Source organism: Streptomyces sp. PR69, from assembly GCF_026420845.1.
In the GTDB taxonomy this organism is placed as follows: domain Bacteria; phylum Actinomycetota; class Actinomycetes; order Streptomycetales; family Streptomycetaceae; genus Streptomyces.
The window spans coordinates 42,077-67,688 of record NZ_JAOWCB010000006.1 but is presented as its reverse complement, the minus strand read 5'-3'; the positions used below and the strand labels follow the sequence as shown (position 1 = coordinate 67,688).

The 25,612-nt window shown below is 73.3% G+C and carries 22 protein-coding genes; 8 read left to right on the top strand and 14 right to left on the bottom strand.

Annotation, left to right across the window (positions count from 1 at the left end; translation table 11 throughout):
- Positions 1-72: 72 nt before the first annotated feature.
- On the top strand, positions 73-1,005 hold the full coding sequence (locus tag OF819_RS07700) for a class I SAM-dependent methyltransferase (RefSeq protein ID WP_267242629.1): 933 nt from the start codon (positions 73-75) through the stop codon (positions 1,003-1,005).
- Positions 1,006-1,092: 87 nt separating this feature from the next.
- Here the strand turns inward: OF819_RS07700 and OF819_RS07695 are convergent, their stop codons facing one another.
- The gene (locus tag OF819_RS07695) at positions 1,093-1,821 is read right to left on the bottom strand and encodes an IclR family transcriptional regulator (RefSeq protein WP_267242628.1); all 729 of its coding nucleotides are present in this window, start codon (positions 1,819-1,821) and stop codon (positions 1,093-1,095) included.
- Positions 1,822-2,514: 693 nt separating this feature from the next.
- A complete protein-coding gene (locus tag OF819_RS07690; RefSeq protein WP_267242817.1) occupies positions 2,515-4,497 on the bottom strand; it encodes a HelD family protein in 1,983 nt (660 codons plus the stop codon).
- A gap of 662 nt (positions 4,498-5,159) precedes the next feature.
- On the opposite strand from OF819_RS07690, the gene OF819_RS07685 reads away from it, so the two are divergent.
- On the top strand, positions 5,160-5,312 hold the full coding sequence (locus tag OF819_RS07685) for a hypothetical protein (protein WP_267242627.1): 153 nt from the start codon (positions 5,160-5,162) through the stop codon (positions 5,310-5,312).
- A 4-nt stretch (positions 5,313-5,316) separates the two neighbouring features.
- On the opposite strand, the gene OF819_RS07680 is transcribed toward OF819_RS07685, so the two are convergent.
- Both OF819_RS07680 and OF819_RS07675 read right to left on the bottom strand, forming a co-directional pair.
- Positions 5,317-6,957, bottom strand: coding sequence for a DNA repair helicase XPB (locus OF819_RS07680; RefSeq protein ID WP_267242626.1), 1,641 nt, complete (start codon positions 6,955-6,957; stop codon positions 5,317-5,319).
- A gap of 162 nt (positions 6,958-7,119) precedes the next feature.
- Positions 7,120-7,587 carry a hypothetical protein gene (locus OF819_RS07675; RefSeq protein ID WP_416370492.1) on the bottom strand — a complete coding sequence of 156 codons (468 nt, stop codon included), beginning with the start codon at positions 7,585-7,587 and terminating at the stop codon, positions 7,120-7,122.
- A 423-nt stretch (positions 7,588-8,010) separates the two neighbouring features.
- Here OF819_RS07675 and OF819_RS07670 point away from each other — a divergent pair, with 423 nt between their 5' ends.
- The gene (locus OF819_RS07670) at positions 8,011-9,225 is read left to right on the top strand and encodes a helix-turn-helix domain-containing protein (RefSeq protein WP_267242624.1); all 1,215 of its coding nucleotides are present in this window, start codon (positions 8,011-8,013) and stop codon (positions 9,223-9,225) included.
- Between the two features lie 318 nt (positions 9,226-9,543).
- Here the strand turns inward: OF819_RS07670 and OF819_RS07665 are convergent, their stop codons facing one another.
- Complete coding sequence (locus tag OF819_RS07665) at positions 9,544-12,258, bottom strand: helicase C-terminal domain-containing protein (protein WP_267242623.1); 2,715 nt, start codon at positions 12,256-12,258, stop codon at positions 9,544-9,546.
- A gap of 39 nt (positions 12,259-12,297) precedes the next feature.
- On the opposite strand from OF819_RS07665, the gene OF819_RS07660 reads away from it, so the two are divergent.
- Both OF819_RS07660 and OF819_RS07655 read left to right on the top strand, forming a co-directional pair.
- Positions 12,298-13,383 (top strand): hypothetical protein, encoded by a 1,086-nt coding sequence (locus OF819_RS07660; protein ID WP_267242622.1) that lies wholly within the window; start codon positions 12,298-12,300, stop codon positions 13,381-13,383.
- 244 nt (positions 13,384-13,627) lie between these two features.
- Complete coding sequence (locus tag OF819_RS07655; protein WP_267242621.1) at positions 13,628-13,840, top strand: hypothetical protein; 213 nt, start codon at positions 13,628-13,630, stop codon at positions 13,838-13,840.
- A 123-nt stretch (positions 13,841-13,963) separates the two neighbouring features.
- Here OF819_RS07655 and OF819_RS07650 read toward each other — a convergent pair whose 3' ends face one another.
- From OF819_RS07650 to OF819_RS07635, 4 genes are all read right to left on the bottom strand, one after another.
- Complete coding sequence (locus OF819_RS07650) at positions 13,964-14,980, bottom strand: ABC transporter substrate-binding protein (RefSeq protein WP_267242816.1); 1,017 nt, start codon at positions 14,978-14,980, stop codon at positions 13,964-13,966.
- A gap of 5 nt (positions 14,981-14,985) precedes the next feature.
- A complete protein-coding gene (locus OF819_RS07645) occupies positions 14,986-15,831 on the bottom strand; it encodes an ABC transporter ATP-binding protein (RefSeq protein WP_267242815.1) in 846 nt (281 codons plus the stop codon).
- 83 nt (positions 15,832-15,914) lie between these two features.
- Positions 15,915-17,033, bottom strand: a complete 1,119-nt coding sequence (locus OF819_RS07640) for a FecCD family ABC transporter permease (RefSeq protein WP_416370489.1) — start codon at positions 17,031-17,033, stop codon at positions 15,915-15,917.
- A 378-nt stretch (positions 17,034-17,411) separates the two neighbouring features.
- Complete coding sequence (locus tag OF819_RS07635) at positions 17,412-18,422, bottom strand: FecCD family ABC transporter permease (protein WP_267242813.1); 1,011 nt, start codon at positions 18,420-18,422, stop codon at positions 17,412-17,414.
- Positions 18,423-18,539: 117 nt separating this feature from the next.
- Between OF819_RS07635 and OF819_RS07630 the strand changes: the two genes are divergently transcribed.
- The gene (locus OF819_RS07630) at positions 18,540-19,367 is read left to right on the top strand and encodes an HAD family hydrolase (protein ID WP_267242620.1); all 828 of its coding nucleotides are present in this window, start codon (positions 18,540-18,542) and stop codon (positions 19,365-19,367) included.
- Here the strand turns inward: OF819_RS07630 and OF819_RS07625 are convergent.
- Positions 19,346-19,582 carry a hypothetical protein gene (locus OF819_RS07625; RefSeq protein WP_267242619.1) on the bottom strand — a complete coding sequence of 79 codons (237 nt, stop codon included), beginning with the start codon at positions 19,580-19,582 and terminating at the stop codon, positions 19,346-19,348. The genes OF819_RS07630 and OF819_RS07625 overlap by 22 nt on opposite strands.
- Positions 19,583-19,743: 161 nt before the next feature.
- Here OF819_RS07625 and OF819_RS29110 point away from each other — a divergent pair, with 161 nt between their 5' ends.
- Positions 19,744-20,127, top strand: a complete 384-nt coding sequence (locus OF819_RS29110; protein ID WP_279927972.1) for a cold-shock protein — start codon at positions 19,744-19,746, stop codon at positions 20,125-20,127.
- A 41-nt stretch (positions 20,128-20,168) separates the two neighbouring features.
- On the opposite strand, the gene OF819_RS07615 is transcribed toward OF819_RS29110, so the two are convergent.
- The 4 genes from OF819_RS07615 to OF819_RS07600 all read right to left on the bottom strand — a co-directional run bounded on the left by OF819_RS07615 (position 20,169) and on the right by OF819_RS07600 (position 24,308).
- The gene (locus tag OF819_RS07615; protein WP_267242618.1) at positions 20,169-21,014 is read right to left on the bottom strand and encodes a 1,4-dihydroxy-6-naphthoate synthase; all 846 of its coding nucleotides are present in this window, start codon (positions 21,012-21,014) and stop codon (positions 20,169-20,171) included.
- Entirely contained in the window at positions 21,007-21,831 is an 825-nt protein-coding gene (mqnB, locus tag OF819_RS07610) for a futalosine hydrolase (RefSeq protein ID WP_267242617.1), read from the bottom strand. The genes OF819_RS07615 and mqnB overlap by 8 nt, the downstream gene beginning before the upstream one ends.
- A gap of 32 nt (positions 21,832-21,863) precedes the next feature.
- On the bottom strand, positions 21,864-22,352 hold the full coding sequence (locus OF819_RS07605; RefSeq protein WP_267242616.1) for a DUF2771 domain-containing protein: 489 nt from the start codon (positions 22,350-22,352) through the stop codon (positions 21,864-21,866).
- A gap of 594 nt (positions 22,353-22,946) precedes the next feature.
- The gene (locus tag OF819_RS07600; RefSeq protein ID WP_267242615.1) at positions 22,947-24,308 is read right to left on the bottom strand and encodes an MFS transporter; all 1,362 of its coding nucleotides are present in this window, start codon (positions 24,306-24,308) and stop codon (positions 22,947-22,949) included.
- 342 nt (positions 24,309-24,650) lie between these two features.
- Here OF819_RS07600 and OF819_RS07595 point away from each other — a divergent pair, with 342 nt between their 5' ends.
- Positions 24,651-25,580 carry a DUF3027 domain-containing protein gene (locus OF819_RS07595; protein ID WP_267242614.1) on the top strand — a complete coding sequence of 310 codons (930 nt, stop codon included), beginning with the start codon at positions 24,651-24,653 and terminating at the stop codon, positions 25,578-25,580.
- The last annotated feature ends 32 nt before the right edge of the window (positions 25,581-25,612 follow it).

Here is a 25,612-nt window from a genome sequence, read left to right as displayed (position 1 = left end):
CATCGCCGTGCCGAACACCGAGACCTCCGCGGCCCTCGCCGCCCGCGCCCTCCTCCTGCCCGAGGGCCCGCGGTGACCGCGGAGCCCGGCCCCCGGTCCGGCCCCCGGTCCGGGCCCTGGCCCGGTGTCCCGGACGGCCAGCGCGCCGTCCAGCACCACTACCACCGGGAGCTGTTCCCCGCGCTGCACGACTGGGAGCGCACCGAGCGGTCCATCGTCGAATTCACCGGCGAGGAGGGACCCGGCGGCCTGCTCGGCCTCGACCAGATGGGCCACTTCGGGCCACAGGGCTGCGACCTGGTCGCCGAGGCCGTCGCCGAGGGCGGCGGCGCCCTCAGGGCGGCCACGGTGGACCTGTGCGAACTGGGCAGCGGCTTCGGCGGCGCGCTGCGGTACACGGTGGACCGGCTCACCGCGTTGGGAATCGCCGTACAACGCGCCTACGGAGTCGATCTCGTCGCCGAGCACTGCGAGGTCAGCCGCCGCATCAGCCGTGCGCAGGGGCGTAAGGAGATAGCGGAGATCTGCGCCTCCGCCACCGCCGTACCGCTGCCCGACGCCTCGCTCGACGTCGTGGTGGTGACCGGATCGATGCCGCATTTCCCCGAGCCGGGCGAGGTCATCCGCGAGGCCGGGCGGCTGCTGCGCCCCGGCGGACTGCTCGCCCTCACCGAGGAGGTGAGCCTGACGCCCGGCTACCTGGCGCCGTCCACCGCGTTCCGCGCGACCCATCCGCGAGAGGTCTTCTTCACCACCCCCCTCGCCGACCGCCTGCGCCAGCTCGACCAGGCGGGCTTTGTCGACGTGGTGCCGCGTGACCTGACGGAGTGGGCCGCAGCGCTGCTCGCCGACCGGCTCAAGGTGGTCCGGATCTTCCGCGGCAGCGTCGCCGGGATCTACGGGGCCACATCGGCGGACCTCATCCGGGACACCCTGACGGCGGCACGCGAGGAGTATGTGGCGGGGCGGTTGCTGCCCGCCCTCTTCACGGCGCGGAGGGGCTGACATGGCGCGTCCGCGTCCACCGCCCGGCAACCGGGGCCCCGCGAGGCGGCCCGCCCGCGCCGTGACCGCCGGGCGGCGGCCTGAGGGTCAGGGGACGGGCACCAGTTCAGGCGTTCGCTGGAGGGCACGCGAGACGGCGGCGCACGCGGCCCGCAGATGTGAGGTGGCCCTGACCACTTGTAATCGGTCTTGGGGACCAGCGATGGCCAACGCTGCCACGGCCGTGCTCGACGCCGTCAGCACGGGCGCCGCGATGCCGAGGGCGCCGGACGCACTGCGCACGGCCACGAATCTCTGATGCTGCACCCGGGCCGCTTCCGGGTCCGCCATCCGTGCACCCCGGGAGGGGAGAGCCGCGCTCGCGCCGAAGGCATGGAAGATCCTGGTCGCGGCCTGAGCCGAGGCCCAGGTCTCCTGCTCGGCGCTGCGCTCGGTGCCCGCGCGGTACGCGCGGCGTACCGCGTCCACCAGCGCGGCGTCTGGCCTGAACGCGTCGGAGATAAAGACGAACGCGCTTCCGCGCGTGAGATGATGCAGCTGTTCCGCGTATGGGAACGCCAGATCGCGGAGTTCGAGCTGCCGGGGAACTTGTGCACCGAGCACGAAAAGGGGGACGCCGAGCCTCAGCCCTTTCTCACCCCGCTCCAGCATGCCTTCCTCGACCAGCTCCGCGATGATCCGGTGAGCGGTTGCTTTGGGTATGTCGGCTCTGCGTGCTATTTCGGAGAGCGGGAGCTCCGGTTCCCCTGGCCGAAAACAACGCAGAATGCTCAGGCCGCGGGCGAGCATGGAGCGAGAGCGCTTCTGATCGGACAATGGCACTTCCTCCGATAGCTCTGGGGAGCGGTGAAGGCAGGCGACGTCACCCAAGGCAGACGTCAGTATGTGCGGGGATCGCCCTGGTGGCGGGCTCAGTCGGAGCGCGGCAGTCCCGCGCCCTCAGGAGCGGGAATGGCGCATGGCGCTGGAAAGCGGTACACGGCCGGTCGGAGGCAAACTTGCTCAACTTCGCCGAATCCCCCGTTCGCCACCAGTATGGTCAGCGCCGGACAACCAGACAGAAAACCAGTACCGTTGGAGCCTGGTAGCCGGGAACTGTACGGAAAGAAAACTATAGCAGCGCCAGCATCGGTTGAATGGGTTCTGCACAGCAATCCGGTCATTCCGCAGGCGACTAGCGGGAGGGAGTTAGATAAGCCTTCGGCTGATGCTTTCCTGATTGCTTCTCGGGGCCGGGAGCCGGCGCAGCGGCGGCAGGCCGCCGCCTCTCTGCTGCGGTGAGGAGCCGACGGGACACATCCTGTCCCCGGTCGCCGTCATCGGGTAAGCAGGTATCTGGGGAGGAAAGGCACACTCGTCCAACTGACGCTCCCTTTCGGTCCGGCGTCGCCCGCTACGCCAGCAGCGCGTCGCGACACCCGCGGAAGAACCTGCGCGCAGCAGGTCCAGTCGGGGTGTGAGACGGGTCCTTCCCCCGTGAGGTTGCCTGCCGGAGTAGCCCGCCCCACCTCACCGCCCCGCCAACTGCCATGGCAGCGGCGCGCAGTGCACCACCGTCAGCCCCGACACCGCCCGCGTCAGCGCTACGTACAGCCGGCGCAGCCCGGTGCGTTCGTCCGGTTCGGCGGCGACGATGGCCGCCGGGTCGTCGAGGACCACATGGTCGTACTCCAGGCCCTTCGCCAGGGACGCGGGCACCAGGGTCAGCCGGCAGCCGGGTGTGGTCTCGTCGCCGGGGGCGAGGTGCGGAAGGCCCGCGGCGGCGAGGGCCTCGGTCAGGGCCGGTACGCGGGCGTCCGCGGCGATCAGGCCGATCGAGCCCTCGTGGCTCAGCGACTCGGCGCATGCGGCGACCACGTCCGCGTACCCGGCCCCCTCCCCGTCTCCGTTTCCGTCCCCGCCCGCACGGCGGACTGCCAGCGAGCCAGGCGACTCCCGCACCGAGCGGACCTCGGACAGGCCCGGCGACATATGCGGCAGCAGCCGCGACGCGTAGGCGATCACCTCGCGCGGCACGCGGAAGCCGGCCGTCAGCTCCTCGACCGCCGCGTCCGGCTTGCCGAGGTGCGCCAGGGCCTCCGCCCAACTGCGGGTCGCCCACGGGGTGGTGCCCTGCGCCAGATCGCCCAGCACCGTCGCGGAACCCGTGGCGCAGCGGCGGCCCACCGCCCGGTACTGCATGGGGGACAGGTCCTGCGCCTCGTCCAGGACCACATGGCCCAGCGACGGCGTACGCGACACCAGGTCCGCGGCCTCGTCGACCAGCACCGCGTCCGCCGCCGACCACCGCGCCGACCGCACGCTCCGCGGCGGCTTCGCCCACAGGACCGCCGCCTGCTCCTCGGCTGTGAGCACGCCGTCAGCGTGCGCGGCGAGGAAGTCCGGGTCCGACAGCAGCCGCAGCACCAGCTTCGCCGGATCGACCTGCGGCCACACCGCCTTGACCGCCGCCTTCACCGCAGGGTTGCGGGCCACCGCGTCCTGCACCCGGTCGTCGGGGGCCTCGCCCGCCTGCTCCATGCGCACCAGCACCGCGTGGGCGATGCGCTGCGGCAGGGCGTCGCGGGCGGCCCCGTACCGGATGTCGCGGTCCAGCAACTCGCTCACGATCTCCTTGAGTTCGTACGCCGGCACCCGCCACCGCCGGGACCCGCGCACCACGACCACCGGCTCCTCCGGGAGCGTGACATGCGACCGGACCGCCCGCCGCAGCACCTCCGCCATCCGTGCGTCACCCTTGACCACGGCCGCCCGCGCGGTGTCCGTACCGCGCACCTCCACATGCGCCGTGACCAGCTCGTCGACGGTCGCCTGCCGGACCTGAAGCTCGCCGAGCGCGGGCAGCACCTGCTCGATGTAGTGGAGGAAGGAGCGGTTCGGGCCGATCACCAGGGTGCCGGTGCGGGCCAGCCGCTCCCGGTGCGCGTACAGCAGATACGCCACCCGGTGCAGCCCCACCGCCGTCTTCCCGGTGCCGGGGCCGCCCTGCACGCACACCGTGCCCGCGAGCCCCGACCGTACGATCTCGTCCTGCTCCGGCTGGATCGTCGCCACGATGTCCCGCATGGGGCCCACACGCGGCCGCTCGATCTCCGCCTGGAGCAGCCGGCTCGTCCGCTCCTCCTCGTCCGGGTCGGTCAGATGCTCGTCCTCGTACGCGGTGAGATCGCCGCCCGTGTAGCCGAACCGCCGCCGCAGCCCGATGTGCATCGGGTCCTTCCGCGACGCCCGGTAGAACGGCTGGGAGACCGGCGCACGCCAGTCGACGACCATCGGATCGCCGTCCGCGTCGTGCACATGGCGGCGGCCGATGTAGAAGCGCTGGCCCTCCTGCGCCGTCTCCAGATAGTCCAGACGGCCGAAGAACAGCGGCGTGTGCGCGAGATCCGCGAGCGCCGCGATGCGCGCCTCGATCTGCGTCTGGAGCACCGCCGCGTTGACCCAGTTCGCGGTCACGTCGCGGATGTCCAGCGCCTCGACGTCCTCGCGCATCGCGCGCAACGCAGCGCGCGACGCGCTGAGATGGGCGCGTTCGAGGGCCAGGGAGTCGGTTGTGGGCGTGGCGGACACGGCGGCGGCCTTTCGGGACGGAAGAGATGCGGTCACGTCGGAAAGCCGCCGGTTTCCGTCCGGACGGCAGCGCTCCTCGGGGCCGCGGCGAGCGCCGCCCCAGGGCGCGGGCAAGAGCGGCGATTCTAGTCAGCGGCCGACGCGCGGGCGACTGAGTTTCCCCGCCTCCGGCTGTCCTGGGCCCGCCCGCGGCGCGCCCGGCGGCCCCGGCCTTCCGGCGGCCTACGCCCGGGGTGATGCTCGGCGGCCCTCAGGGTGGCGCATGGCCCGGGTGATGCCGGGAGGCCCGCGCCCGGGGTGATGCCCGGCCGCCCACCCGCGGCGCGCCCGGCGGTCCCGGCCCTCAGGGCGGGCGGCCCACGCCGGTGATGCCCGCCGGTCCGGGCCTTGAGGGCGGCCCACGCCCCGGGTGATGCCGCGGTCCCGGTCTCGGGTGCCCGCCGGTCCCGGCCCCGGGTACGACCCCCGAGGCCGGCCCGTCCTCCCCGTAGGGGATGCCGTATGCCTGGAGTCGTACGTTGCGCTCGCCGCGGTTCAGTCCGCAGAGCGATGTGGCCGCGGCGGCCGAAAACCATTATGGAGACATGAACGCACACACCGCAGCCGCCCCGGCGGCCCCCGCCGCCCACCGCCCGATAGACACCGCCCTGCGCGCCGTGAAGGTCTTCGCCGCCGCCGTGTTCAGCGTCGCCGTCCTCGGCGAGTACGCCGAGGAAGCGGGCGTACGGCGACGCTGAAGCGCTACTCCGCGAGCAGCTCGTCCGCGTCCGCGATCCGGTACGCGTACCCCTGCTCCGCCAGGAACCGCTGCCGGTGCGCCGCGAAGTCCTGGTCGATCGTGTCCCTCGCCACCACCGAGTAGAAGTGCGCCTTGTGGCCGTCCGCCTTGGGGCGCAGCACCCGGCCCAGCCGCTGGGCCTCCTCCTGGCGCGAGCCGAACGTGCCCGACACCTGGATGGCGACCGTCGCCTCCGGCAGGTCGATCGAGAAGTTCGCCACCTTCGACACCACCAGCACCGAGATCTCGCCCTCCCGGAACGCGTCGAACAGCTTCTCCCGCTGTGCGTTCGACGTCTCGCCCTTGATCACCGGCGCGTCCAGATGCTCGCCCAGCTCGTCCAGCTGGTCGATGTACTGGCCGATCACCAGCGTCTGCTCGCCCCGGTGCCGCTCCACCAGGGCCTGGGCCACCTTGCGCTTGGTGTCGGTGGTGGCACAGAAGCGGTACTTCTCTTCCGGCTCGGCCGTCGCATACGCCAGCCGCTCCGAGTCGGTCAGATTCACCCGCACCTCGACACAGTCCGCCGGGGCGATATAGCCCTGCGCCTCGATCTCCTTCCACGGGGCGTCGAACCGCTTCGGACCGATCAGCGAGAAGACATCCGACTCCCGGCCGTCCTCCCGCACCAGCGTCGCGGTCAGCCCGAGCCGCCGCCGCGCCTGCAGATCGGCGGTGAACTTGAAGACCGGCGCGGGCAGCAGATGCACCTCGTCATAGACGATCAGCCCCCAGTCGCGGGAGTCGAACAGCTCCAGATGGGGGTAGATCCCCTTCCGCCTGGTGGTGAGCACCTGGTACGTGGCGATGGTGACCGGGCGGATCTCCTTCTTCGTGCCGCTGTACTCGCCGATCTCGTCCGCCGACAGGGACGTCCGCCGCACCAGCTCGTGCTTCCACTGGCGCGCCGAGACCGTGTTGGTCACCAGGATCAGCGTCGTCGCCTTCGCCTGCGCCATCGCCCCCGCGCCGACCAGCGTCTTGCCCGCGCCGCAGGGCAGCACCACGACGCCGGAGCCGCCGTGCCAGAAGCCCTCGACTGCCTGCTTCTGATACGGGCGCAGCGCCCAGCCCGACTCGTCCAGCTCGATGCGGTGGGCCTCGCCGTCCACATACCCGGCGTGGTCCTCGGCCGGCCAGCCCAGCTTCAGCAGCGTCTGCTTGATCTGCCCGCGCTCCGAGGGGTGCACGATGACCGTGTCCGGGTCGATCCGCGCGCCGACCAGCGGCTGGATCTTCTTCGACCGCAGGACCTCCTCCAGCACCGGCCGGTCGGTCGTGTTCAGCACCAGCCCGTGCGCCGGGTGCCTGACCAGCGTCAGCCGCCCGTACCGGGCCATCGTCTCGGCGACGTCCACCAGGAGGGCGTGCGGCACGGGGTACCGCGAGAACTCCACGAGCGCGTCGACGACCTGCTCGGCGTCATGTCCCGCGGCCCGGGCGTTCCACAGGCCGAGCGGCGTCACCCGGTAGGTGTGGATGTGCTCCGGCGCGCGCTCCAGCTCCGCGAAGGGCGCGATGGCACGACGGCAGGCGTCGGCCTGCTCGTGGTCGACTTCGAGGAGGAGCGTCTTGTCGCTCTGGACGATCAGCGGACCATTCAATGTGGCACCCTTCCGGTACGGCCCTGGGGCGCGGCCAAATGTCCAGTGTGCCGCATGGGCACATGAACGGAGCCGGGGCTGAGCACACGCGCAGCGCAGAGCCGGGCGTCATGTGATCAGCCACTGCCCGGCTCGAACGCTGCGTAGGGGCGGTTCCCGCGTTCAGGGGGAAGCGGTGCGGTCAAAGTCGGTCACGTTGAGTTCCACGTTGGTCGTGTCCAGAGTGGTGGGCGTCTCACCCTTGGCCGTCTGGCCCGGCTGAACATCGCTGACGAATTCGGTGGAGTTGGCCAGCCGATCGCCGTTCGGAGCCACGGCCTCCCAGTCCCATCGGTAGTCCGACTTCTCCGAGCTGTGATTGGTGATCGTCCATGTGACCCAGATGCTCGTGAACCCGGAAACGGAGCGGTCGTCGATGGTGAACTGGACGAGGTCTCGCCGCTCACGGGTCTCTTCATCCTCTTCGGGGCTCTCAGTTTCAGTTTCGGGCGCAGGGGCCTCCTCTTGTTGTGGTGGCGCGGGTTCTTGTGGTGGCGCGGGTTCGGATGGCGTCGGTGTCTCGACTGGGTCCGGTGTGATGCTGCCGTTGTCCCCTCTGGGGATGGCGAGGACAATCGCGATAATCAACACAACCAGGGCAGCAAGCGCCCACCAGATCCACCTGCGCCTCCTTGGGCGCTGGCCGGGTTGGGGCTGCCCGGGTTCCTCCCATTTGGGCTGCTGAGAGTCTGACATGGCCGTTGTTCTTTTCGGTGCTGGTCCTGATATTTCTTCAGTCGATCCCTAGCCGTTGATTCATTTATCAACGAATTGCTAGGGCTTCCTATTAATGGAGTCGTTTGAATGGGCGGGCGGTCCCGAATGGAGATTGCTCGGCGCCCGTGTTGTCATTATGGCTCCAGATACTCTGTGGCATATGCATCATTGCTTCCCTCAGGTATTGAGGAGGGGGAATCTGATCTGTTTGGAATCGGGCCGCGACGACACCCTGCGGCCGGGTGGGTGTTGCCAAGCCGGTGTCGTCGCGGTCGGCTGCGGGCGTAGCTTCTGAGCATGGCTACTGCGCACCTGGGTGACCGCCTGGCAAGGCTGCGGCGTCTTGCCGACCTCACGCAGGAGGGGCTGGCAGAACGTTCCGGCGTTTCCGCTGACGTGGTCCGCAAGCTTGAGCAGCACCGAACCCATAGTGCGCGGCTGCCGACGCTTCATGCGCTGGCCAAAGGGCTGGGGGTGGAGTTGACCGCTCTGCTGGGAGACCCGCCGGGGGTGCCGTCCAGCGGCGACGCCGACCCGCCTCAGCTCGTCGCCGTGCGGAGGGCGATCGTGCCTCCGCTGTTCGCGCCTCCTGTGGAGCCGACAGGCGTCGAGCAGCTGTCTCTGCCCCTGCTGCGGGCCGAACTCGCGGATGGCTGGACGCTGTACCACGCCGCGGACTTCGGCCGGCTTATGGAGGTGCTGCCGGGGATCATCGGTGACGCCCGCCTTCTGGCAGCCGTGGGGAATGCGGATCAGCGGGCGTCGGGCCAAGCCGCCCTCGGCAAGGCGTTGCAGCTGGGCGGGCATCTGGCGATCCGGCTTGGAAAAACCGACCTGGCCCTGTCGGCGCTGGAGCGCGCCAACACCGCCGCCGAGCAGTCGTCGGACGCCCTGCTCGGGCCGATGGTGTCGAATTCGGTTGCGTGGGCGTACCAACGGCAAGCGCGACTCGACGATGCACGCAATCTAGCGGTGCACGCCGCGGACGTCGTGGAGCGGAAGCACACGGGCACGGCGCAAGGTGTCCGGGTCTGGGGCGGCTTGCTCATGTCGGCCGCCACGACATACGCGAGAAGTGACGACTACGCGACGGCCAAGGCGATGATGCTGGAGGCGGAGAGAGCCGCGGGCCGTCTGGCCAGGCTGCCGCCGCCTGTCGACGGCAAGCTGGTGTCGGTCTTCAGCCGGTCGTCCGTACGGATTGAGCGAGTGCGTCTCGCTGTCCAGCATGAGCGGCCCGAGGAAGCCCTGGCGCTGGCCAGGGGCATAAGGCTGAGCAGGGACACCCCTTCCTCATGGCGGACCTGGCTGCTGCTGGACGTTGCCCGCGCACACGCTGACACGGGGGATGCGGCAGGAGCCGTACGGGCGCTGCAGGGCCTGCGCCGTGTGGCTCCGGGGTGGATGCGGCATCACACCCTGGCAGTGGCGGTCGTCACCGATCTGTGGAACGGGCCGACGCGTCCCCCAGGGCTCCGGCGGCTCGCCGAGTTTCTGGGAGTCGCCAACTAGCCTGCGAAAGCAGGACGTTCCGTCCCTGTGACCGGGGGTGGATCTGCACCACGATCCATACATGATCGAACCCACGCGATACAGCCTCGCACCCGTGCCGGTGCCGGTGGCGGTGGCCGGCAGGGACAGCGCGCGCGGCGCCGCAGAGCCGGGACAGCCGTTGCTGCCCCTTCGGGTGTCCCGGGACGGCGGGCGTACGTGGAGCGCCGAAAGAGTCGTCCGCAGTACGGAGAGCCTGGCGTCCATGACGTCCTCCGCATGGCCTCCATGCCGGTGCCCGCGGTGCACGTAGCGCCCGAGGGCGGTCGTCCGCCGGCGTCAGGTGGCGTCGTCGGCGAGTTCCGCGACGCCCGTGATGCGGTGCAGGGCGAAGGTGCGGACCTCGTCCGCGGTGTGGTCGTACGCGGTGACGAAGCCGCCCTCCACCCGGACCGGTGCGACCACGCGCTGGCTGGCCGCGCCGTCGGCGTTGACATAGCCGATCCAGACGGCGGAGCCGGTCAGCGCCGCCGCCTGCACGGTGGCCAGGGTCTCGGCCGAGGTGGTGCGGGGCAGCTCGGCCGGGCGGGCGGGCCGCTCGGGCGCGGGGGCCGGTTTGCGGACGACGGTGGCCGCCAGGTCGCCCGCCCTGATCGCCCGTACCGCCGAGGTGAGCAGGGCGTCGTCCGGGACGGGCGGGCCGTCCGGGACGGGGGCGGGAGGGGTGCGGGGCGGCGTGCGGCGGGCGTGGGCGCGGGTGATCAGCACATCGCCCTCCGCGGACTCGGCCGCCGGGGCGTAGCCCATGGAGCGCAGCGCTTCGAGGAGCGCCGCCGGGTCCGCCTGGGCGGCCAGCACGGTGGGGGCGAGCCGGCGCAGCCGCAGCCCCGCCGAGCGGCGGTCGGCGAGGATCTCGCCGAGGAGCGCGTCGTCGTCGCAGCGTACATAGGCCCCGGCCGCGCCAATGCGCAGATGGCCGTGGCGGCGGGCCACGTCGTCGATGAGATAGCTCAGCGGCTGCGGTACGGGGGTGCGGGAGTGCGCGGCGAGGAAGGCGTGCAGATCGGACGCGGACTTTCCGGCGTCCAGCGCGCGCCGTACGGAGCCGGGGGTGAAGCGGTAGACGGTCGCCCCGCCCTTCGACTCCACGTCCGCGAGGACGGAGAGAGTCTCGGCGAGGGGCCGCTGAAGGGGGCCGGGCGCGACGGCGGTGAGGTCCGCCTGGAGGAGGACATGGTCCAGCGGCTCGGGGAGGAGCGGGGCGAGTGCGTCCGCGGCGAGCTTGAGGAGCGTCCCGGGGTCGGCGGCGACGGGTGCCGGGGGCGCGGGGGTGGGTGCGCCGGACCATGCCGCGCCTGGCGCGTGTGTTGTGGAGGCGGAGTCCGGTCCTGCCGCGGGTACGGAGCCGCCGGGCAGGCCGGTCGTGGCGTCGGGCGTCGGCGGGAGGCCCAGCAGCACGCGCGCGTGCGTCGCGAGCGCGCCGCGGCCGGTGAAGCCCAGCAGCTCGGCCTCCTGGAGGGTCCAGGATGCGAGGCGGGAGCGGAGGTCGGCCGGGGGCGGGACGGCCGCCGGGCGCTGCGGGTCCTGCGGCTGCGCGGCTGTGGGGCTCTGCGGGCCGCCGCCGCGCAGGGGGCGTTCCCAGCGCAGCCGGGCGAGCACCGTCTCCGGGTCGGGGGCCGCGCCCGCCGGGAGGGCGGCGAGGAGTCCCAGAACCCGGCGGCGCACCTCGGGCGCGGCGGAGCGGTCGAGGTCGGGGCCGAGAGCGGCGAGGGTGCGGCCCTTGGCGTCCTGGGTTCCGACCAGGCCCGGCGTACGGGTCGCGGCCAGCCAGGAGGCGGCGAGGCGGGCCCACCGGTCGGCGGCGGGCAGCTCCAGCCACTCGTCGTACGCGGGGGTCGGCGCATAGCGCTCGTCCGGCTCCCCGTCGGAGGCCAGCAGGCCCGCGCCATACGCCAGTTCGAGCCAGAAGGCGGCCAGCGGCTCGGTGACGTCGAGCGCCGCGGCCGTGCGCTTGAGGTCCCGTACGGACAGACCGCCCGCCCGCAGTACGGCGGGTCCGCCCTCGTGCCACTCCTTCAGCAGCTCCTCGACCGTCGACAGCGCCGTGTACGCCTGCCCCGCCGCGGTGCTGTCCACAACCTGTGGACGGTGTTCCGCCCTGGCCCTGACCGCCGGCGGCGCAGGCTCCGGCGTCCGGCAGGCGCGCCCCGCCCGCAGATGCAGGGCCGCCTCACGCGGCAGCACCACCGTGCGCGGCGAGGCGGGCAGCAGCAGCCCCCGGTCGCGCAGCCAGCGCACCGGCGGCGCGGGGTCGGCGGTCACCTCCCCGTACGGCGGCCCCCACACCAGCCGGTCCAGCACGGCGAGCGCCTCGGACGGGGCCGTGTCCAGCAGCCGCGCCATCCGCGTACGGTCGGTGAACAGCTCCGTCAGCGCCGCCACCGCGGAGACCGGGTCATGGGTGGCGGGCAGCCCCGTCGCCGCGAGGATCTCCTGGAGGCGGCCTGGCGACATGCCGGACGCCGCCTCGGCGACCGTCGGGCCGAGGCCGGTGGGGGACGGCCGGGCGGGGGACGGCGCGAGCAGTTCGCGCGCCGTGCGCACCAGCCGCAGCCGGTCGTCGCCGCCCCATGCCAGAGCCTGTCGGCGCAGCACGGCCACGGCGTCCGGCAGGGCGGCGGCGACCGCCGGGTCGCCGTCGTCCCCGCCGAGGAGCGCGAGCAGCGTGTCGTACGGGGCGGGGTCCGGGGCCACGGCCAGCGCCTCCGCGGTCTGCAGCGTGAACCGGTCGAGGCGTTCCAGGGCGCGTACGACCGAGGCGCGGGTCGCCGCCCGTGTGGCGAGCTGCGTCAGATCGGTCGGCACCGGGGTCAGCAGGTCGGGGCGGGCGCGCAGCAGAGCGGCGAGGCCCTCCTCGCCGCCGGCCCGCAGGGCCTCGGCGAGGGTGCGCGGGCTGCTTGTGCCGGACCGGCCGGGCGGCTGCGTGCCGTCCGGGCCGCTCGCTTCGGAGCGGTCGCCGGTGTGCGGACTGCTTGCATCGGGCATGGTCCCCATCCGCCCCACGGTAGCCGCTGGAACGCTACCTTCGAGCCTGTGGGGATCGAGAGCGACAAGCTCGTCTACGACTATCTGAGCCGTGTCGGCGATCTGGCGCAGCGGCATCAGCTGCCGTCGGGCGACCGGATGCGGCTGGTGGCGTCGTTGCGGGAGGAGATCGACCGGCGTCGGTCGGGGGCGGGCGGGGACAGCCCGTCGGCGGTGCAGCGCATCCTGGGCCGGATCGGCACGCCGGACGAGGTCGTCGCGTCGGCGGCCGGTGGATTGTCGGCCGGCGGTTCGGCGGCCGGTGGTTCGGTGGCTGGCAGTTCGGCGACCGGTGGATTGTCGGCCGGCGGACCTGCGGCCGCGGGCCCGGCGCCGTCGCAGGAGCGCGAGCGAGGTCCCGTAGCGCCGCCCGGCCCGGCAGCCGACGGCTTCGCGCCGCCCCGGGGCGCCCTTCCGGGGCAGCGCACCCGCCGCCGCATCCCCCGGCCCCGCAGGTCGCCGGCGTCCCCGCCGCCGGCACGTCCGGCCGCCGCGTCTCCGCCGCATTTGGCGGGCATGGACGAGCTGGGCCCCGCCGGTTCCGAGCCGGACTGGTGGCGGATCGAGCCGGGCCCGTTCGGCGGGCCGGGGGACGCGGTGAGCGGCTTCGTCGGCGGGGTGGAGGTGCCGGAGCTGCTCAAGCCCCCGCCGCCGAAGGACCTCGAAAAGGAGACGGCAGAGGAGACGCCCGAGGAGGCTGGGGAGGCCGAGGAGGACCGGGCCGCTCCGGCGTCGCGCCGCCGACGCCTGCTGTCCGGGTTCCGGCTGAGCAGTCCCCTCCTGCTGCTGGCCGCCGCGCTGCTGGTGGTCGGCGCGGTGTCCGGCTCCTGGCTGGCCCTCGGCCTGGGCTGGCTGTTCGCTTACGGCTCCCGGACTCTCACCCGTACGCAGGCGAAGTGGGCCGTGCTCGGACTGCCGGGTGCCGTCGCGGCCGCCGCGGTCGTCTGGCTCTGGGGCCGGGCGGACGGCCGCTGGGGCGAGCCGATCCCGGAGGACGGCATGCGGGAGGTGCTGGCCGGCGCCTGGCCGTGGGTGGTGCGGGGCGCGGCCATCGCCTCCGCGCTGTTCCTGGTGTGGCGGGCGCGGAGGCGCTGACCGCCGCCGTCACCCGGACCCGAAAGGGTGCACGCACGTCGCTATACGCCGGTGGCGTCGACATGGCAGACCTTATCCCCCGGATCACCGCATGGCTCCGACTGATATTCGCACCCGGTACGGGCGGTCGGCGGGCGGAGGCATCCGCGCCGGTGACGGTGCGGCCGGGCCGGTCACGGCCGGTGCCGCTGTCGCTGGCGTGGCCCGCCTGCCGGTGCCGCCGCTGCACCACGGGAGGCGGGTGGTGAGTGCGGTGAACGCGTCGCGCACGGTCGTCCAGGTGCGGGCGGACGCGGAGCGTACGGGCCGGTCCGGGGAGTGCGAGACGGGCGAGCACTCCTTCTGCCACCCGCAGGACGTCTACCCCGGGGGCGCCCGCCGCCCTGGTGAGCCGCCGCTGTGCGCGCTCCGGTGCGCGTGCGCCTGCCACAAGGCCACGCCGCTGGACAGCCGGTAACCGGACAGCCGGTAAGCAGCCCCTGACGCGGCTCGCCCTCTGTGTCCGATCGCGGGAGGGGGACGAGCCAGGCAGCCCGCCGGAGTATCACCTCCGCGGGCTGCCTTTTGCCTCGTCACCTGGTTACTTGGCCAGATGTGCCTGGAGCTCGTCGAGGATCTTGTTGGCGGCGGTGTAGCCGATGCCCTGGATCCACAGCTGGTCCTCGACGGCGAAGACCTTGCCGTCCTTGACCGCCTGCATGCCCTTCCACAGACCGCTCTCAAGCGTCTGCGTCTGCTTCGCCTTCTTCGGGTCGCCGTAGGTGGAGTGGAAGATGACGTCCGCGTCCGCGAGATCGATCTTCTCGGGGCTCACGTCGTACGAGAAGCCGTCCTCGGCCTTGTCCGTGACGGCCGGGCGGCCCAGGCCGACGTCGGCGAGGACCGAGGCGATGTAGTTCTGCTTGCCGTAGATGCGGATGTCCGCGCCTTCGACGAACCGCACCACGTTGACCTCGGTGGCGGCCGCCTTCTCCGTCCCGCCCAGCGCCTTCGTCACCTCGGCGGCGTGCGCGGCGTAGGCGTCGACGACCTTCTTCGCCTCGTCCTTCTTGCCGAGGGCGTCGGCGTGCAGCTGGAAGTTCTCCTTCCAGGGAGCGCCGGTGGTCTCCGTCATCACGGTCGGGGCGATCTGCTTCAGCTCGTTGTACTTGTCGCCGTGGCGGACCTTGCTGGTGAGGATCAGATCCGGCTTGAGCGCGGCGATGGCCTCCATGTTGGGCGTCATCATCTCGCCGAGGTCCTTGATGCCCGCGACCCGGTCCTGGGGCAGATAGCTCAGAAAGCCGGACTCGGTGTCGGTGTGGGTGGCGCCCACGGGCTTCACGCCGAGCGTGAGGGCGGAGTCCAGCTCGGCGGTGTCGAGGACGACGACGCGCTTCGGGGCGTCGACCACCTCGACGTCGCCCATCGCGGTCTTCACGGTGTGCGTGGCGGGCTTGCCCTCGCCGGACTTGCCGGCGGAGTCCGACCCGCCGGAGCCGCCGGAGCCGCCCGAGCCGCCCGAGCCGCCGCAGGCGGAGAGGGCGAAGGCGGCGGCGAGGGCGAGGGAGCCCGCGAGGAGGCCGCGGCGGCGGGGGCGGCGAGCGGTGCCGATCATGCTGTTCATGCGGTCGGCTGCCTTTCTTCAGGGGACGGGGCGGGGGGTGGTGATTCGGGGGACTTGGGGGAGTAGGGCGCGCCGGGCACGACCAGCGGGGAGCCCGTCACCGGGTCCGGGACGACCACGGAGTCAAGCCCGAACACCTCCCGTACGAGCTCCGCCGTGACGATGTCCCGCGGCGGGCCCTCGGCGACGATGCGGCCCGCCTTCATGGCGACGAGGTGGTCGGCGTAGCGGGCGGCCTGGTTGAGGTCGTGCAGCACGGCGACGACGGTGCGGCCGCGTTCGCAGTTGAGCTGCCGGATCAGATCCAGCACCTCGACCTGGTGGGAGATGTCGAGGAAGGTCGTCGGCTCGTCGAGGAGGAGGAGATCGGTCTCCTGTGCGAGCGCCATCGCGATCCATACGCGCTGGCGCTGGCCGCCCGAGAGTTCGTCCACGGGGCGGTCGGCGAGCGCGGTGACGTCCGTACGCGCCATGGCGTCCGTCACCGCGCGCTCGTCCTGTGCCGACCACTGCTGCCACCAGTGCTGGTGGGGCTGGCGGCCGCGGGAGACCAGATCGGCGACGGTGATCGCCTCCGGGGCGACCGGCGACTGGGGCAGCAGCCCGACGGATTGCGCGATCTTCTTCGTCGGTATCCGGGCCAGCTCCCGGCCGTCCAGCAGAACCGCCCCGCTGCGGGGCTTGAGCAGCCGGCCGAGGGCGCGCAGGGTGGTGGACTTGCCGCAGGCGTTCGGTCCGACGATGACCGTCACCCGGCCGTCGGGGATCGCGAGATCGAGCCCGTCGACGACGGTGCGGTCCTCGTAGGCGAGCGTCAGCTCGCGCGCGGTCAGCCGGCTCAGCCCGCTCGCGCTGCTCAGCCCGCTCGGCCGGCTGCTCGGCCCGCTGCCCGGCTTGCTCGCGCTGCTCGGCCTGCTCACGTCGCTCACGCCTTGACTCCTTCGGTGCGGCCGGTGCGGCTGCGGACGATCAGCCAGATCAGATAGGGCGCGCCGACGGCCGCCGTGAGCACGCCCACCGGCAGCTCGGTGGGCGACAGCAGCCGGCGCGCCAGCAGATCGGCCAGTACGACGATGACCGCACCCAGCAGCGCGGAGCTCCGCAGCGGGAGCTGCGCGGTGCGGGTCAGCCGGCGGGCGATCTGCGGCGCGAGCAGCGCCACGAAGTCGACGGGGCCGGCCGCGCCGGTCGCCACGGAGGCGAGGACGACGCCGAGCGCCACAAGCCCCAGCCGCACCCGGCCAAGCCGGACGCCCAGCGCGGTCGCGGTGTCGTCGTCCAGGGACGCGGTCCGCTGGGCGCGGGCCGCCCACAGCACGGCGGGGGTGAGCGCGAGCAGCGTCCAGGCGAGCGGCGCGGCCTCCTCCCAGCCGCGGCCGTTGAGCGAGCCGGTCATCCAGATCTGCGCCTGCTGGGCGACGAGATAGTCCCCCTTGGTCATCAGCAGGGTGGTGACCGAGCGGAGCGCGATGGCGCAGCCGAGGCCGATGAGGACGAAGCGGCCGGCGTGCAGTCCGCCGCGCCAGGCGAACACGTACACCAGCGCCGCGGCGAGGATGCCGCCCGCGACGGACAGATACGGCAGCACCGTGTACGAGGTGATCCCGAACGTCAGCGCGGCGACGGTCACCGCGCTCGCGCCCTGGCTGATGCCGATGATGTCGGGGCTGGCGAGCGGATTGCGGGCGACGGTCTGGATCAGCGCGCCCGCGACGCCGAAGGCGAGGCCGACGAGGACGCCGACGGTCATACGGGGCAGCCGGAGCGTGCCGACGACCAGTTCGTCGGGCGAGGGCTGCCCGAAGACCACCTTGAGGACCTCGCCGGGCGCGACGAAGCTCTCCCCGGTGCACAGGTAGGCGACGCACACGGCCGCGAGCACGGCGGCCAGCCCGCAGGCGACGACCCCGGCCCGCCGGTGCACCAGAAACGACCCGCGCCCGGCGAAGCGCACGATCCCGTACCCGGCGGGGCGTATCCCGCCGCCCTCCGCGGGCCGTATGCCGCGGCCCCCGGCGGCCTCCCGCACGACGGTCTCACCCATGCGTCCCGCCTCCTCTCGTGTGCCGCGCCCCGTGCACCCCGGCCCAGCCCTCCGCCCCGGGCGGCCCGCCCAAAAGCGCCGCCGCCGCGGTCCATGCCGGCTCCCCTGCCGGGAGCGCCGCCCGGCCGCCGGCGACGGCCCGCTCGTCTCCGCGGCGCACAGCGGCGGGGCGCTCCGCGGTCCGGCGCTGTGTGAGCGCCGGGTGCGGGAGCGCCGCCGCGCGGGCGAGTATCCGCTGACGGCGCGGAGCCGCCGGGCCGGGGGCGCCGGGGCATGGCGCGGGGGCGGGTGTCCCCTTCCGGTGGGAAGCCGCCGGGCCGGGGGTGTGGGGGCACGCCGGGCCCCCACACGTCAGGGGCGGGCGGGTGGGGAAAGCCATCACGCCGGGACCGCCTTGCGGCGCAGCAGGGTGATCAGGAACGGAACCCCCAGCAGCGCCGTCATCACGCCCGCCGGCACCTCGCCCGGCGGCACGACCACTCGGCCGACCACGTCGGAGACCAGCAGCATCACCGGTCCGATCAGCGCCGCCAGCGGCAGCACCCAGCGGTGGTCCGCCCCCACGAGCGCCCGCGCGATATGCGGCACCGCGAGACCGATGAAGGCGATCGGGCCCGCCGCCGCGACCCCCGCCCCCGTCAGCACCGTGGCGCCCACGCCGCCGACGATCCGCACCGCGGCCACATTGCGGCCGAGGCCCTTCGCCACGTCCTCGCCCAGCGCCAGCGCGTCCAGGCCGCGGGCGACCGCGAGCACCAGCACCGCACCGGCCAGCAGGAACGGCCAGATCTGGGCGACGATCGCGGCGTCGCGCCCGGCGATCGAGCCGACCTGCCAGAAGCGGAACTCGTCCAGCGCCGCCGCCTTCGTCGTCAGCACCGCCATCGTCACCGACACCAGCAGCGCGTTGATCGCCGCGCCGCCGAGGGCCAGCTTGACCGGGGTCGCGCCGCCGCGTCCGCGCGAGGCGATCGCGTACACGGCGACCGCCGCGACGGCCGCGCCCGCGAAGGCGAACCAGACGTACCCCGTCAGCGTGTGCACCCCGGCGAAGGCGATGGCCAGCACCACGCCGACCGACGCGCCCTGGCTGATGCCGAGGATGCCGGGGTCGGCGATCGGATTGCGGGTGATGCCCTGGAGCGCCGTGCCGGCCAGCGCCAGCGCCGCGCCGACCATCAGCCCGATCAGCGTGCGCGGCACGCGCAGCTCCCGCACGACTTCGCCGTCGCTGCCGCCCCCGCCGTGCAGCACCGCGTCCAGCACGGTGGACGGCGCGATCGCGCGCGCTCCGACGCCCAGGCTGAGCAGGACGGCGACCGCCAGAGCGACGAGCGCTGCGACGGTCCAGCCGATGCGGCGCGCCGCGAGCGGACCCGTGGCCGGCATGGACATCTGGCTCTGCTCTCGTCGAAAGTCGGCAAGGCGACATTGGTAAGGCTTGGCTAACTGCGGGGGTCACTATATGCGTCCCGGCCGCCGATGCCGCCAGGCAGAATGGCCCCCATGGCTGCGCACCCCTCAGACACCGGCCCGAGCGGCGGCCCGGCGGCCGCCCCGGCCAGCGACCCCGGCACCCCGAACGGCAACCCGGTCGTCGGCTCGAACGGCGGTCCTAGCGGCGGCCCGAACGGCGGTCCGAGTGGCGGTCCTAGCGGCGGCCCGAACGGCGGTCCGAGTGGCGGTCCTAGCGGCGGCCCGGTCGTCGGCTTCGACCTCGATATGACGCTCATCGACTCCCGCCCCGGCATCCACGCCTGCTACCGCGCGCTGTCCGCCGAGACCGGAGTCCCCATCGACGCCGATCTGGCCGTCACCCGGCTGGGCCCGCCGCTTGAGCAGGAGCTGGCGCACTGGTTCCCCGCCGAGCGGGTCCAGGCCATGGCCGACCGCTACCGTGAGCTCTACCCCGCGTACGCCATCGAGCCCGCCCTCGTCCTGCCCGGCGCGCGCGAGGCCGTCGCCGCCGTGCAGGAGCTGGGCGGACGGGCCGTCGTCGTCACCGCCAAGCATGAGCCGAACGCCAAGCTCCACCTCGCCCACCTCGGCATATATCCCGACGCGGTGATCGGGTGGCTGTGGGCGGAGGCCAAGGCGGAGGCGCTGCGCGCACACGGCGCGCGCGTGTACGTCGGCGACCACACCGGAGACGTGCGCGGCGCCCGCGCCGCCGAGGCCCTCTCCGTGGCCGTCCCCACCGGCCCCTGCGCCGCCGACGAGCTGCGCGCGGCCGGGGCGGACGTCATTCTGGCCGATCTCACCCGTTTCCCGGCGTGGCTGCGCCGGTACGCGTCAGACGACGGCCACCATCGTCACCGGGCAGATCTGGCCTGACTTCGCTGGGCGGCGATCGACCGCAGCACACCCGCTCCCGCGATGGCGAAACCCGCGCCCATCAGCATGCACACGGCATACGCGTATGACGGAAACGGCTCCGTGCCAAGGAACAGCGGGGCCAGCGTGATCAGAGTGGCGACGGCGCCGACGATGAATACGATCCCGCCGACGCGCACAAGACCGTCGCCGGGGCCCGGAGGAGTAGCAGTCATCCGGCCAGGGTAGTTCCCTGCGCGGAGGAACCGATCGGCGACGTCTTGTCACCAGCCCCTGGACCATTAGCCTTGGTGCTGGCGGGTCGGGCGACCCGCTGTAGTGCTATCCAGAGCCGTTTTTCCGGCGCAACCCATCGAGTACGAGGACGAGGACAGACGTGCCTACCGGCAAGGTCAAGTGGTTCAACAGCGAGAAGGGCTTCGGCTTTCTCTCCCGCGACGACGGCGGCGACGTCTTCGTCCACTCGTCGGTGCTCCCCGCCGGAGTCGACGCCCTCAAGCCGGGACAGCGGGTGGAATTTGGTGTCGTCGCAGGTCAGCGTGGTGATCAGGCGCTGTCGGTGACGGTCTTGGACCCCACTCCCTCGGTGGCCGCGGCACAGCGGCGCAAGCCGGACGAGCTGGCGTCGATCGTGCAGGATCTGACGACCCTGCTGGAGAACGTCACCCCGATGCTGGAGCGCGGCCGCTACCCGGACAAGGCGCACGGCAAGAAGATCGCGGGCCTGCTGCGGGCGGTGGCGGACCAGCTCGACGTCTGACCCCGCGCTGACCCGCGTTCGTTTCAGATGAAGGCCGGCGTTTAGACGAACGCCAGCGCCTCGCGGCCGAGGGGCGGCACCAGCCCCTCGGCCGCTGCGCGTGTCAGCAGGCCCCGCACCGCCGCGTACCCGTCAGGGCCGAGGTCGGCCGTGAACTCATTGACGTAGAGACCGATGTGCTGATCGGCCACCTTCGGGTCCATCTCCTGCGCGTGCTGAAGTACGTACGGGCGCGAGGCCGCCGGGTCGTCCCAGGCCATGCGGACCGAAGCACGGGCGGAGTCCGCCAGCAGCCGCAGCATCTCCGCGCCCAGGGAGCGCTTGGCGATGATCGCGCCCAGCGGGATGGGCAGCCCGGTGGCCGACTCCCAGTGCTCGCCCATGTCCGCCAGACAGTGCAGCCCGTACTCCTGGTAGGTGAACCGGGCCTCATGGATGACCAGCCCCGCGTCGACCTTGCCGTCGCGCACGGCGGGCATGATCTCGTGGAACGGCAGTACGACGATCTGGCCGACCCCGCCCGGCACCTGCTCCGCGGCCCACAGCCGGAACAGCAGATAGGCCGTCGAACGCTCGCCTGGCACCGCGACCGTCCTGCCCGTCAGCTCCGCCCCCGGCTCGCGGGTGAGCACCAGCGGCCCGCAGCCGCGGCCGAGCGCCCCGCCGCACGGCAGCAGCGCGTACTCGTCCAGGACCCACGGCAGCACCGCGTACGACACCTTCAGCACGTCGAACTCGCCGCGCTCCGCCATGCCGTTGGTGACGTCGATGTCCGCGAACGTCACATCGAGCTTCGGCGCGCCGGGGACGCGGCCATGCGCCCAGGCGTCAAAGACGAAGGTGTCGTTCGGGCAGGGGGAGTAGGCGATCTTGATGGTCTTAGGCATGGGGGGTCGGGTTCGCCTCCTCGGTGAGGGCGGGGACCAGCAGCCGGAACCCGCGTTGCAGTGCGGCGAGCGCGTCGCCGATGCGCCAGGCGGCCCGGTCGCGGGGGCCGACGGCGTTGGAGATCGCGCGGATTTCGAGAACGGGGAGCGGTGAGGGCGCGGGGTGGCCGGGGCCTGGCCGTGCTCCGGCGGCGGCCGCGGCCGCCGCCGCGGCCGCCTCGGCCACGCCGAAGCCCTCCATCGCCTCGGCCGCTGCCCGCGGATGACGCCGCCTCAGCTGCTCCGCCCGGGCGGCCGTCCCGGTGATCGTGGAGACCGTGAGCACCGGCGCGTGGACGGCGTCCAGCGCCCTGGCGACACGCGCGGACAGCGCGGGCGGAGGCGTGTGCACGGTACGGCCGAAGCCGAGCTCCTCGACGGGGAGCCAGCCGTCGGGGCTCTGTGGGGCCTCGGCCCCCAGGTCGGCGGCGATGATCGCATCGGCGACGACGAGGCTGCCGAGGGGGGCGCGGGGCGCGAAACCGCCGCCGATGCCGGCGGAGACCACCAGGTCGTACGGGGGCGAGTACGCGGTCTCCGGGCGGGTCGCGGTCTCCGCGCGCGCCGCGGTCTGCGCGGTCTGTGCGGCCGGTGCGGTCTGGGCGCGGGTGAGGGCGGCCGCGGCCGCGGCGGCGGCTGCCGCGGGGCCGACGCCGCCGACGAGCACATCGACGCGTACGCCGGCGCGTTCGGCGACGGCGGCGGTCGCGGGGTCGGCGAGACCGGCGGCGACGGAGTCAGCCTCCGCCTCCACCGCGGTCACCGCAAGGACACGCATCTGAGCGTCTGAAGCGTCTGCGCGTCCGCGCGTCAGGCGAGTTCCAGCTTGAACGTCCAGATGGACAGCGGCTGGTCCTTCTCGTTGAACTGGATGATCCCGACCGTCCTGGATTTCGCCGGGGCGCCCGTGCCGCCGGTGCTGAACACATCGGCGTTCGGGAAGCTGCGGTAGGTCTGGTCCGAGGCCTCGGTGATCGGGTTGCCGTCGAGCGTCACGACCCACTTCTTGCCGTCCTCGACGACCTTCGGGTCCACGCCGAGCCGCAGCGTCGCGCCGCGCTCGTACTTCAGCGTCTTGGCCGACTCGATGTCGGCCAGGCAGTCCTCGATCTCGTCGGTGGGGATCGCCTTGCCGTCGCCCTTGCAGGTCGCCTCGGACGAGACCGAGCTGGAGCCGACCGTCATGGTCGCGAGCGGCGTCGGCTTGTCGCAGGCGGACAGGGTGAGGAGCCCGGCGGAGACGGCGCCGAGAGCGGCAGCGGCCCGGCGGCGCTTGCCCGAGAAGAACGCAACGGTCATGGGGCGAAGGTTATCGGGCGAGCGGTCATCCACGACGCGGGGGTCCGGCCCGGCGCGCCCCTGCCGGCCCCTCGCGCCGCGGGCGGGCGTCTGGGCCGGGCCCCCTTGCGGGGTGCGGGTCCCTTGCGCCGCGGGCGGGTTCCCACCCTCCCGCCCGATTGCCGTTGCCTGTGCGGTGCGGGTGGGTTTCTGGGCCGGGCCCCCTTGGGGGGGTGCGGGTCCCTCGCCGCCGCGGGCGGGTTCTTGTCCCACCCTCCCCGCCCGATTGCCGTTGCCCGTGCGGTGCGGGTGGCCGCCCGGCGCCGGGCGCGGGCTCCCTCACCGCCGCGGGCGGGCGTCTGGGCCGGGCCCGCCCCAGCTGCCTGCCCGAGGTTCGCGGGGTGGGGCAATCGGGTGGGTGGGAGGGAGACGCACCGGCCCGCGCGCGGGGGCGGTCGCCGGTCTGGGGGCCGGGGCCAGTGACGCAGTGGCCGGTCACCAGTTTGGGCCCCGAGGCCCGAGGCCCGAGGCCCGAGGCCCGAGGCCCGAGGCCCGAGGCCCGAGGCCAGGCGCGGGCTGGGGCCCCGAGGCCGGGCGCGGGCTGGGCCCCCCGGGTCAGGCCACCCGTGTGGTGCGGCGGGGGTGCGAGGCGTGGCGGGCCGCCGCGAGGAGGCCGCGGACGGCCACGGCCGCCCCCGCGCCGACGATCCCCGCCGCGACCGTCATCCCCACCGTCCCGTTGAGCGGCAGCGAGATCCCCACCGCACCGCCCACCACCCACGACATCTGCAGCAGCGTCTCCGACCGCGCGAACGCCGACGTCCGCACCGACTCCGGCACGTCCCGCTGGATCGTCGCGTCCAGGGACAGCTTCGACAGCGCCTGCGAAAGCCCCGCCACCCCGCCGAGCACCGCCACCATCCCCGCACCGAAGAACGCCGCCGCCAGGATCGTCGTCGTCAGGGTCAGCAGCAGCACCGCGGCGATGATCAGCTCGGGGGCGCGGGCGCGCAGCCACGCTCCGATCGCCGTGCCCAGCGCGTTGCCGACGCCCGCGGCGACCGCGACCATGCCGAGGGAGACCGCCGCGGTCTGGCCGGGCAGCGGGTGCACCCGCAGCAGGAAGGCCAGGAAGAAGATCAGGAAGCCGGACAGCGCACGGTGCGTGGCATTGGCCTGGAGGCCGTGCAGCACGGACGGGCCGACCGTCCGCAGGCTCGGCTTCTTCTCACCGTGCGTCAGCATGTGCGCCTTGCGCTCACCCTTCGCCGAGTCGACCTTGTGCGGCAGCGTGAACGCCAGGAAGGTCCCCACGACGAAGAGCGCGAACGCCCCGTACAGCGGCCACTCGGGCCCCATCTGGTGCAGCCCGATGGCGATGGGCGCGGCGACGCCTGTGGCCAGCAGCCCGGCCAGGGTCACCCGTGAGTTGGCCTTCACCAGGGAGAACTTCGGCGGCAGCAGTCGCGGCACGACGGCGCTGCGCACCACGCCGTACGCCTTCGACGACACGAGCACGCCGAGCGCCGCCGGATACAGTTCGATGTCGCCGGTCTCCACCGCGCCGGAGAGCATCAGCGCGAGCAGCGCACGGGCGAGCATCGCGCCCGCCATCGCCGCGCGCCGGCCGTGCGGGATGTGGTCGAGGAGCGGGCCGATGACGGGGGCGAGGAGCGCGAACGGGGCCATCGTGATGGCCAGGTACAGCGCGACGCGCCCGCGCGCCTCGTCCGTCGGCACCGCGAAGAACACCGTGGACGCCAGCGCCACGGTGATCATGACGTCCCCCGCGCCGTTGACGGCGTGCAATTCGATCAGCTTGCCGAGACCCGACTCGCCCGCGCCGTGCGCGTGCGTGGCGCGGCGGATGCCGCGGGCCGTGCCGGTGAACGGCAGATGCAGCGCGCGGCCGACCGCCCGGGCCGCTCTGCCCAGCGGCCCCGGCCCGGCTGCGTTGGACGACCTCGCGGCTGCCACCCCGTCATAGTGCCCCACGCCCTGCCTGCGCGAACCGCGATGCGGGCCCGCGACGCGGGATGTTCTCGCGTTGTTGGCCCTCGGAGAGGACGGCAGGTGGGCGGGCGGCGGCGAAAGGGGTAGCGTGCGTAGCGCGCCACCGGCGGTTGTCCTCGGCCGCGCGCTGCTTCGTCATCCCGCAGAATGGATGACGATAGGTGTGCCCGAGACAGGTTGGTCTGGGCGCGGACGTCGATGCGGCCCACTGGTCCGCTCCGCCTGCCGCCCAAGCCTCCCGGGCCCTCGCGAACTCGCGAATCGGTCGGCGCACCCGTGAGACGGCGTAGGAGAGAAGCGAGACCTGTGAGTGCTGCGACGACGCGAAGCCGTACCCCCGACCGTCTGTGCGCCGAGGCGGTGGACCTCGCCCGGGCGGCGGCCGAGGAGGCCGCCGCGCCGGGAGTGGTCGGCGAGCATGTGGCCCTCGTGTCGGAGGGGGACCGGGTCGTCACCCACTTCTTCGAGTGCAGGGAGCTCGGGTACCGGGGCTGGCGCTGGGCGGTGACGGTGGCGCGGGCATCCCGCGCGAAGGTCGTCACGGTGGACGAGGCCGTGCTGCTGCCCGGCCCTGACGCCCTGCTCGCGCCGGAGTGGGTGCCGTGGAGCGAGCGGCTGCGGCCGGGCGATCTGGGGCCGGGCGATCTGCTGCCGACGCAGGCGGACGATCTGCGGCTGGAGCCCGGCTACACGGGCGAGGACGAGCCGCCGCCGAACTCCGCCGTCGCCCCCTCCCACGATCTGGAGGAGCGCGTCGAGGAGGAGGACGCTGAGCTGACCGGCCGGGCCCCGGCCGGCACCGGCGACGACGGGCGCGGCGCGATCGCGGCGGTCGCGGACGAGCTGGGCATGCGGCGCGCCCGTGTGCTGTCCCGGTACGGGCTCCACATCGCGGCCGACCGCTGGGACGAGTCCTTCGGCGCCAAGACCCCGATGGCGCAGGCGGCCCCGGCACAGTGTGTGACCTGCGGCTTCCTGGTGCCGATCGCGGGCTCGCTGCGGCAGGCGTTCGGGGTGTGCGCGAATGAGTTCTCGCCCGCGGACGGGCGGGTCGTGTCGCTGGCGTACGGCTGCGGCGGTCACTCCGAGGCGGCTGTGATGCCGAAGCCGCCGGTGCCGGCCCCGCCGGTGCACGACACCGTGGCCACGGACGAGTTCCCCCTCCGCCCGGCCCCCGACAGCGGCTCCGTGACGGCGGAGACGGACACCGCGTCGGAGGACCTGGGACACTCGTAGAGCGTGCCGGGGTTGCCCTGGTGCCGGGCGGG

Excerpts from the sequence above, each read along its gene's own strand:
- mqnB (WP_267242617.1), bottom strand. The coding sequence starts at position 21,831 with ATGCGTGTCCTTGCGGTGACCGCGGTGGAGGCGGAGGCTGACTCCGTC.
- OF819_RS07625 (WP_267242619.1), bottom strand. The coding sequence starts at position 19,582 with ATGACTGCTACTCCTCCGGGCCCCGGCGACGGTCTTGTGCGCGTCGGC.
- OF819_RS07670 (WP_267242624.1), top strand. The coding sequence starts at position 8,011 with ATGGCTACTGCGCACCTGGGTGACCGCCTGGCAAGGCTGCGGCGTCTT.
- OF819_RS07605 (WP_267242616.1), bottom strand. The coding sequence starts at position 22,352 with ATGACCGTTGCGTTCTTCTCGGGCAAGCGCCGCCGGGCCGCTGCCGCT.
- OF819_RS07690 (WP_267242817.1), bottom strand. The coding sequence starts at position 4,497 with ATGCGCGAGGACGTCGAGGCGCTGGACATCCGCGACGTGACCGCGAAC.
- OF819_RS07630 (WP_267242620.1), top strand. The coding sequence starts at position 18,540 with ATGGCTGCGCACCCCTCAGACACCGGCCCGAGCGGCGGCCCGGCGGCC.
- OF819_RS07685 (WP_267242627.1), top strand. The coding sequence starts at position 5,160 with ATGAACGCACACACCGCAGCCGCCCCGGCGGCCCCCGCCGCCCACCGC.
- OF819_RS07640 (WP_416370489.1), bottom strand. The coding sequence starts at position 17,033 with ATGGGTGAGACCGTCGTGCGGGAGGCCGCCGGGGGCCGCGGCATACGG.
- OF819_RS07650 (WP_267242816.1), bottom strand. The coding sequence starts at position 14,980 with ATGATCGGCACCGCTCGCCGCCCCCGCCGCCGCGGCCTCCTCGCGGGC.
- OF819_RS07635 (WP_267242813.1), bottom strand. The coding sequence starts at position 18,422 with ATGCCGGCCACGGGTCCGCTCGCGGCGCGCCGCATCGGCTGGACCGTC.
- OF819_RS07615 (WP_267242618.1), bottom strand. The coding sequence starts at position 21,014 with ATGCCTAAGACCATCAAGATCGCCTACTCCCCCTGCCCGAACGACACC.
- OF819_RS07665 (WP_267242623.1), bottom strand. The coding sequence starts at position 12,258 with ATGGGGACCATGCCCGATGCAAGCAGTCCGCACACCGGCGACCGCTCC.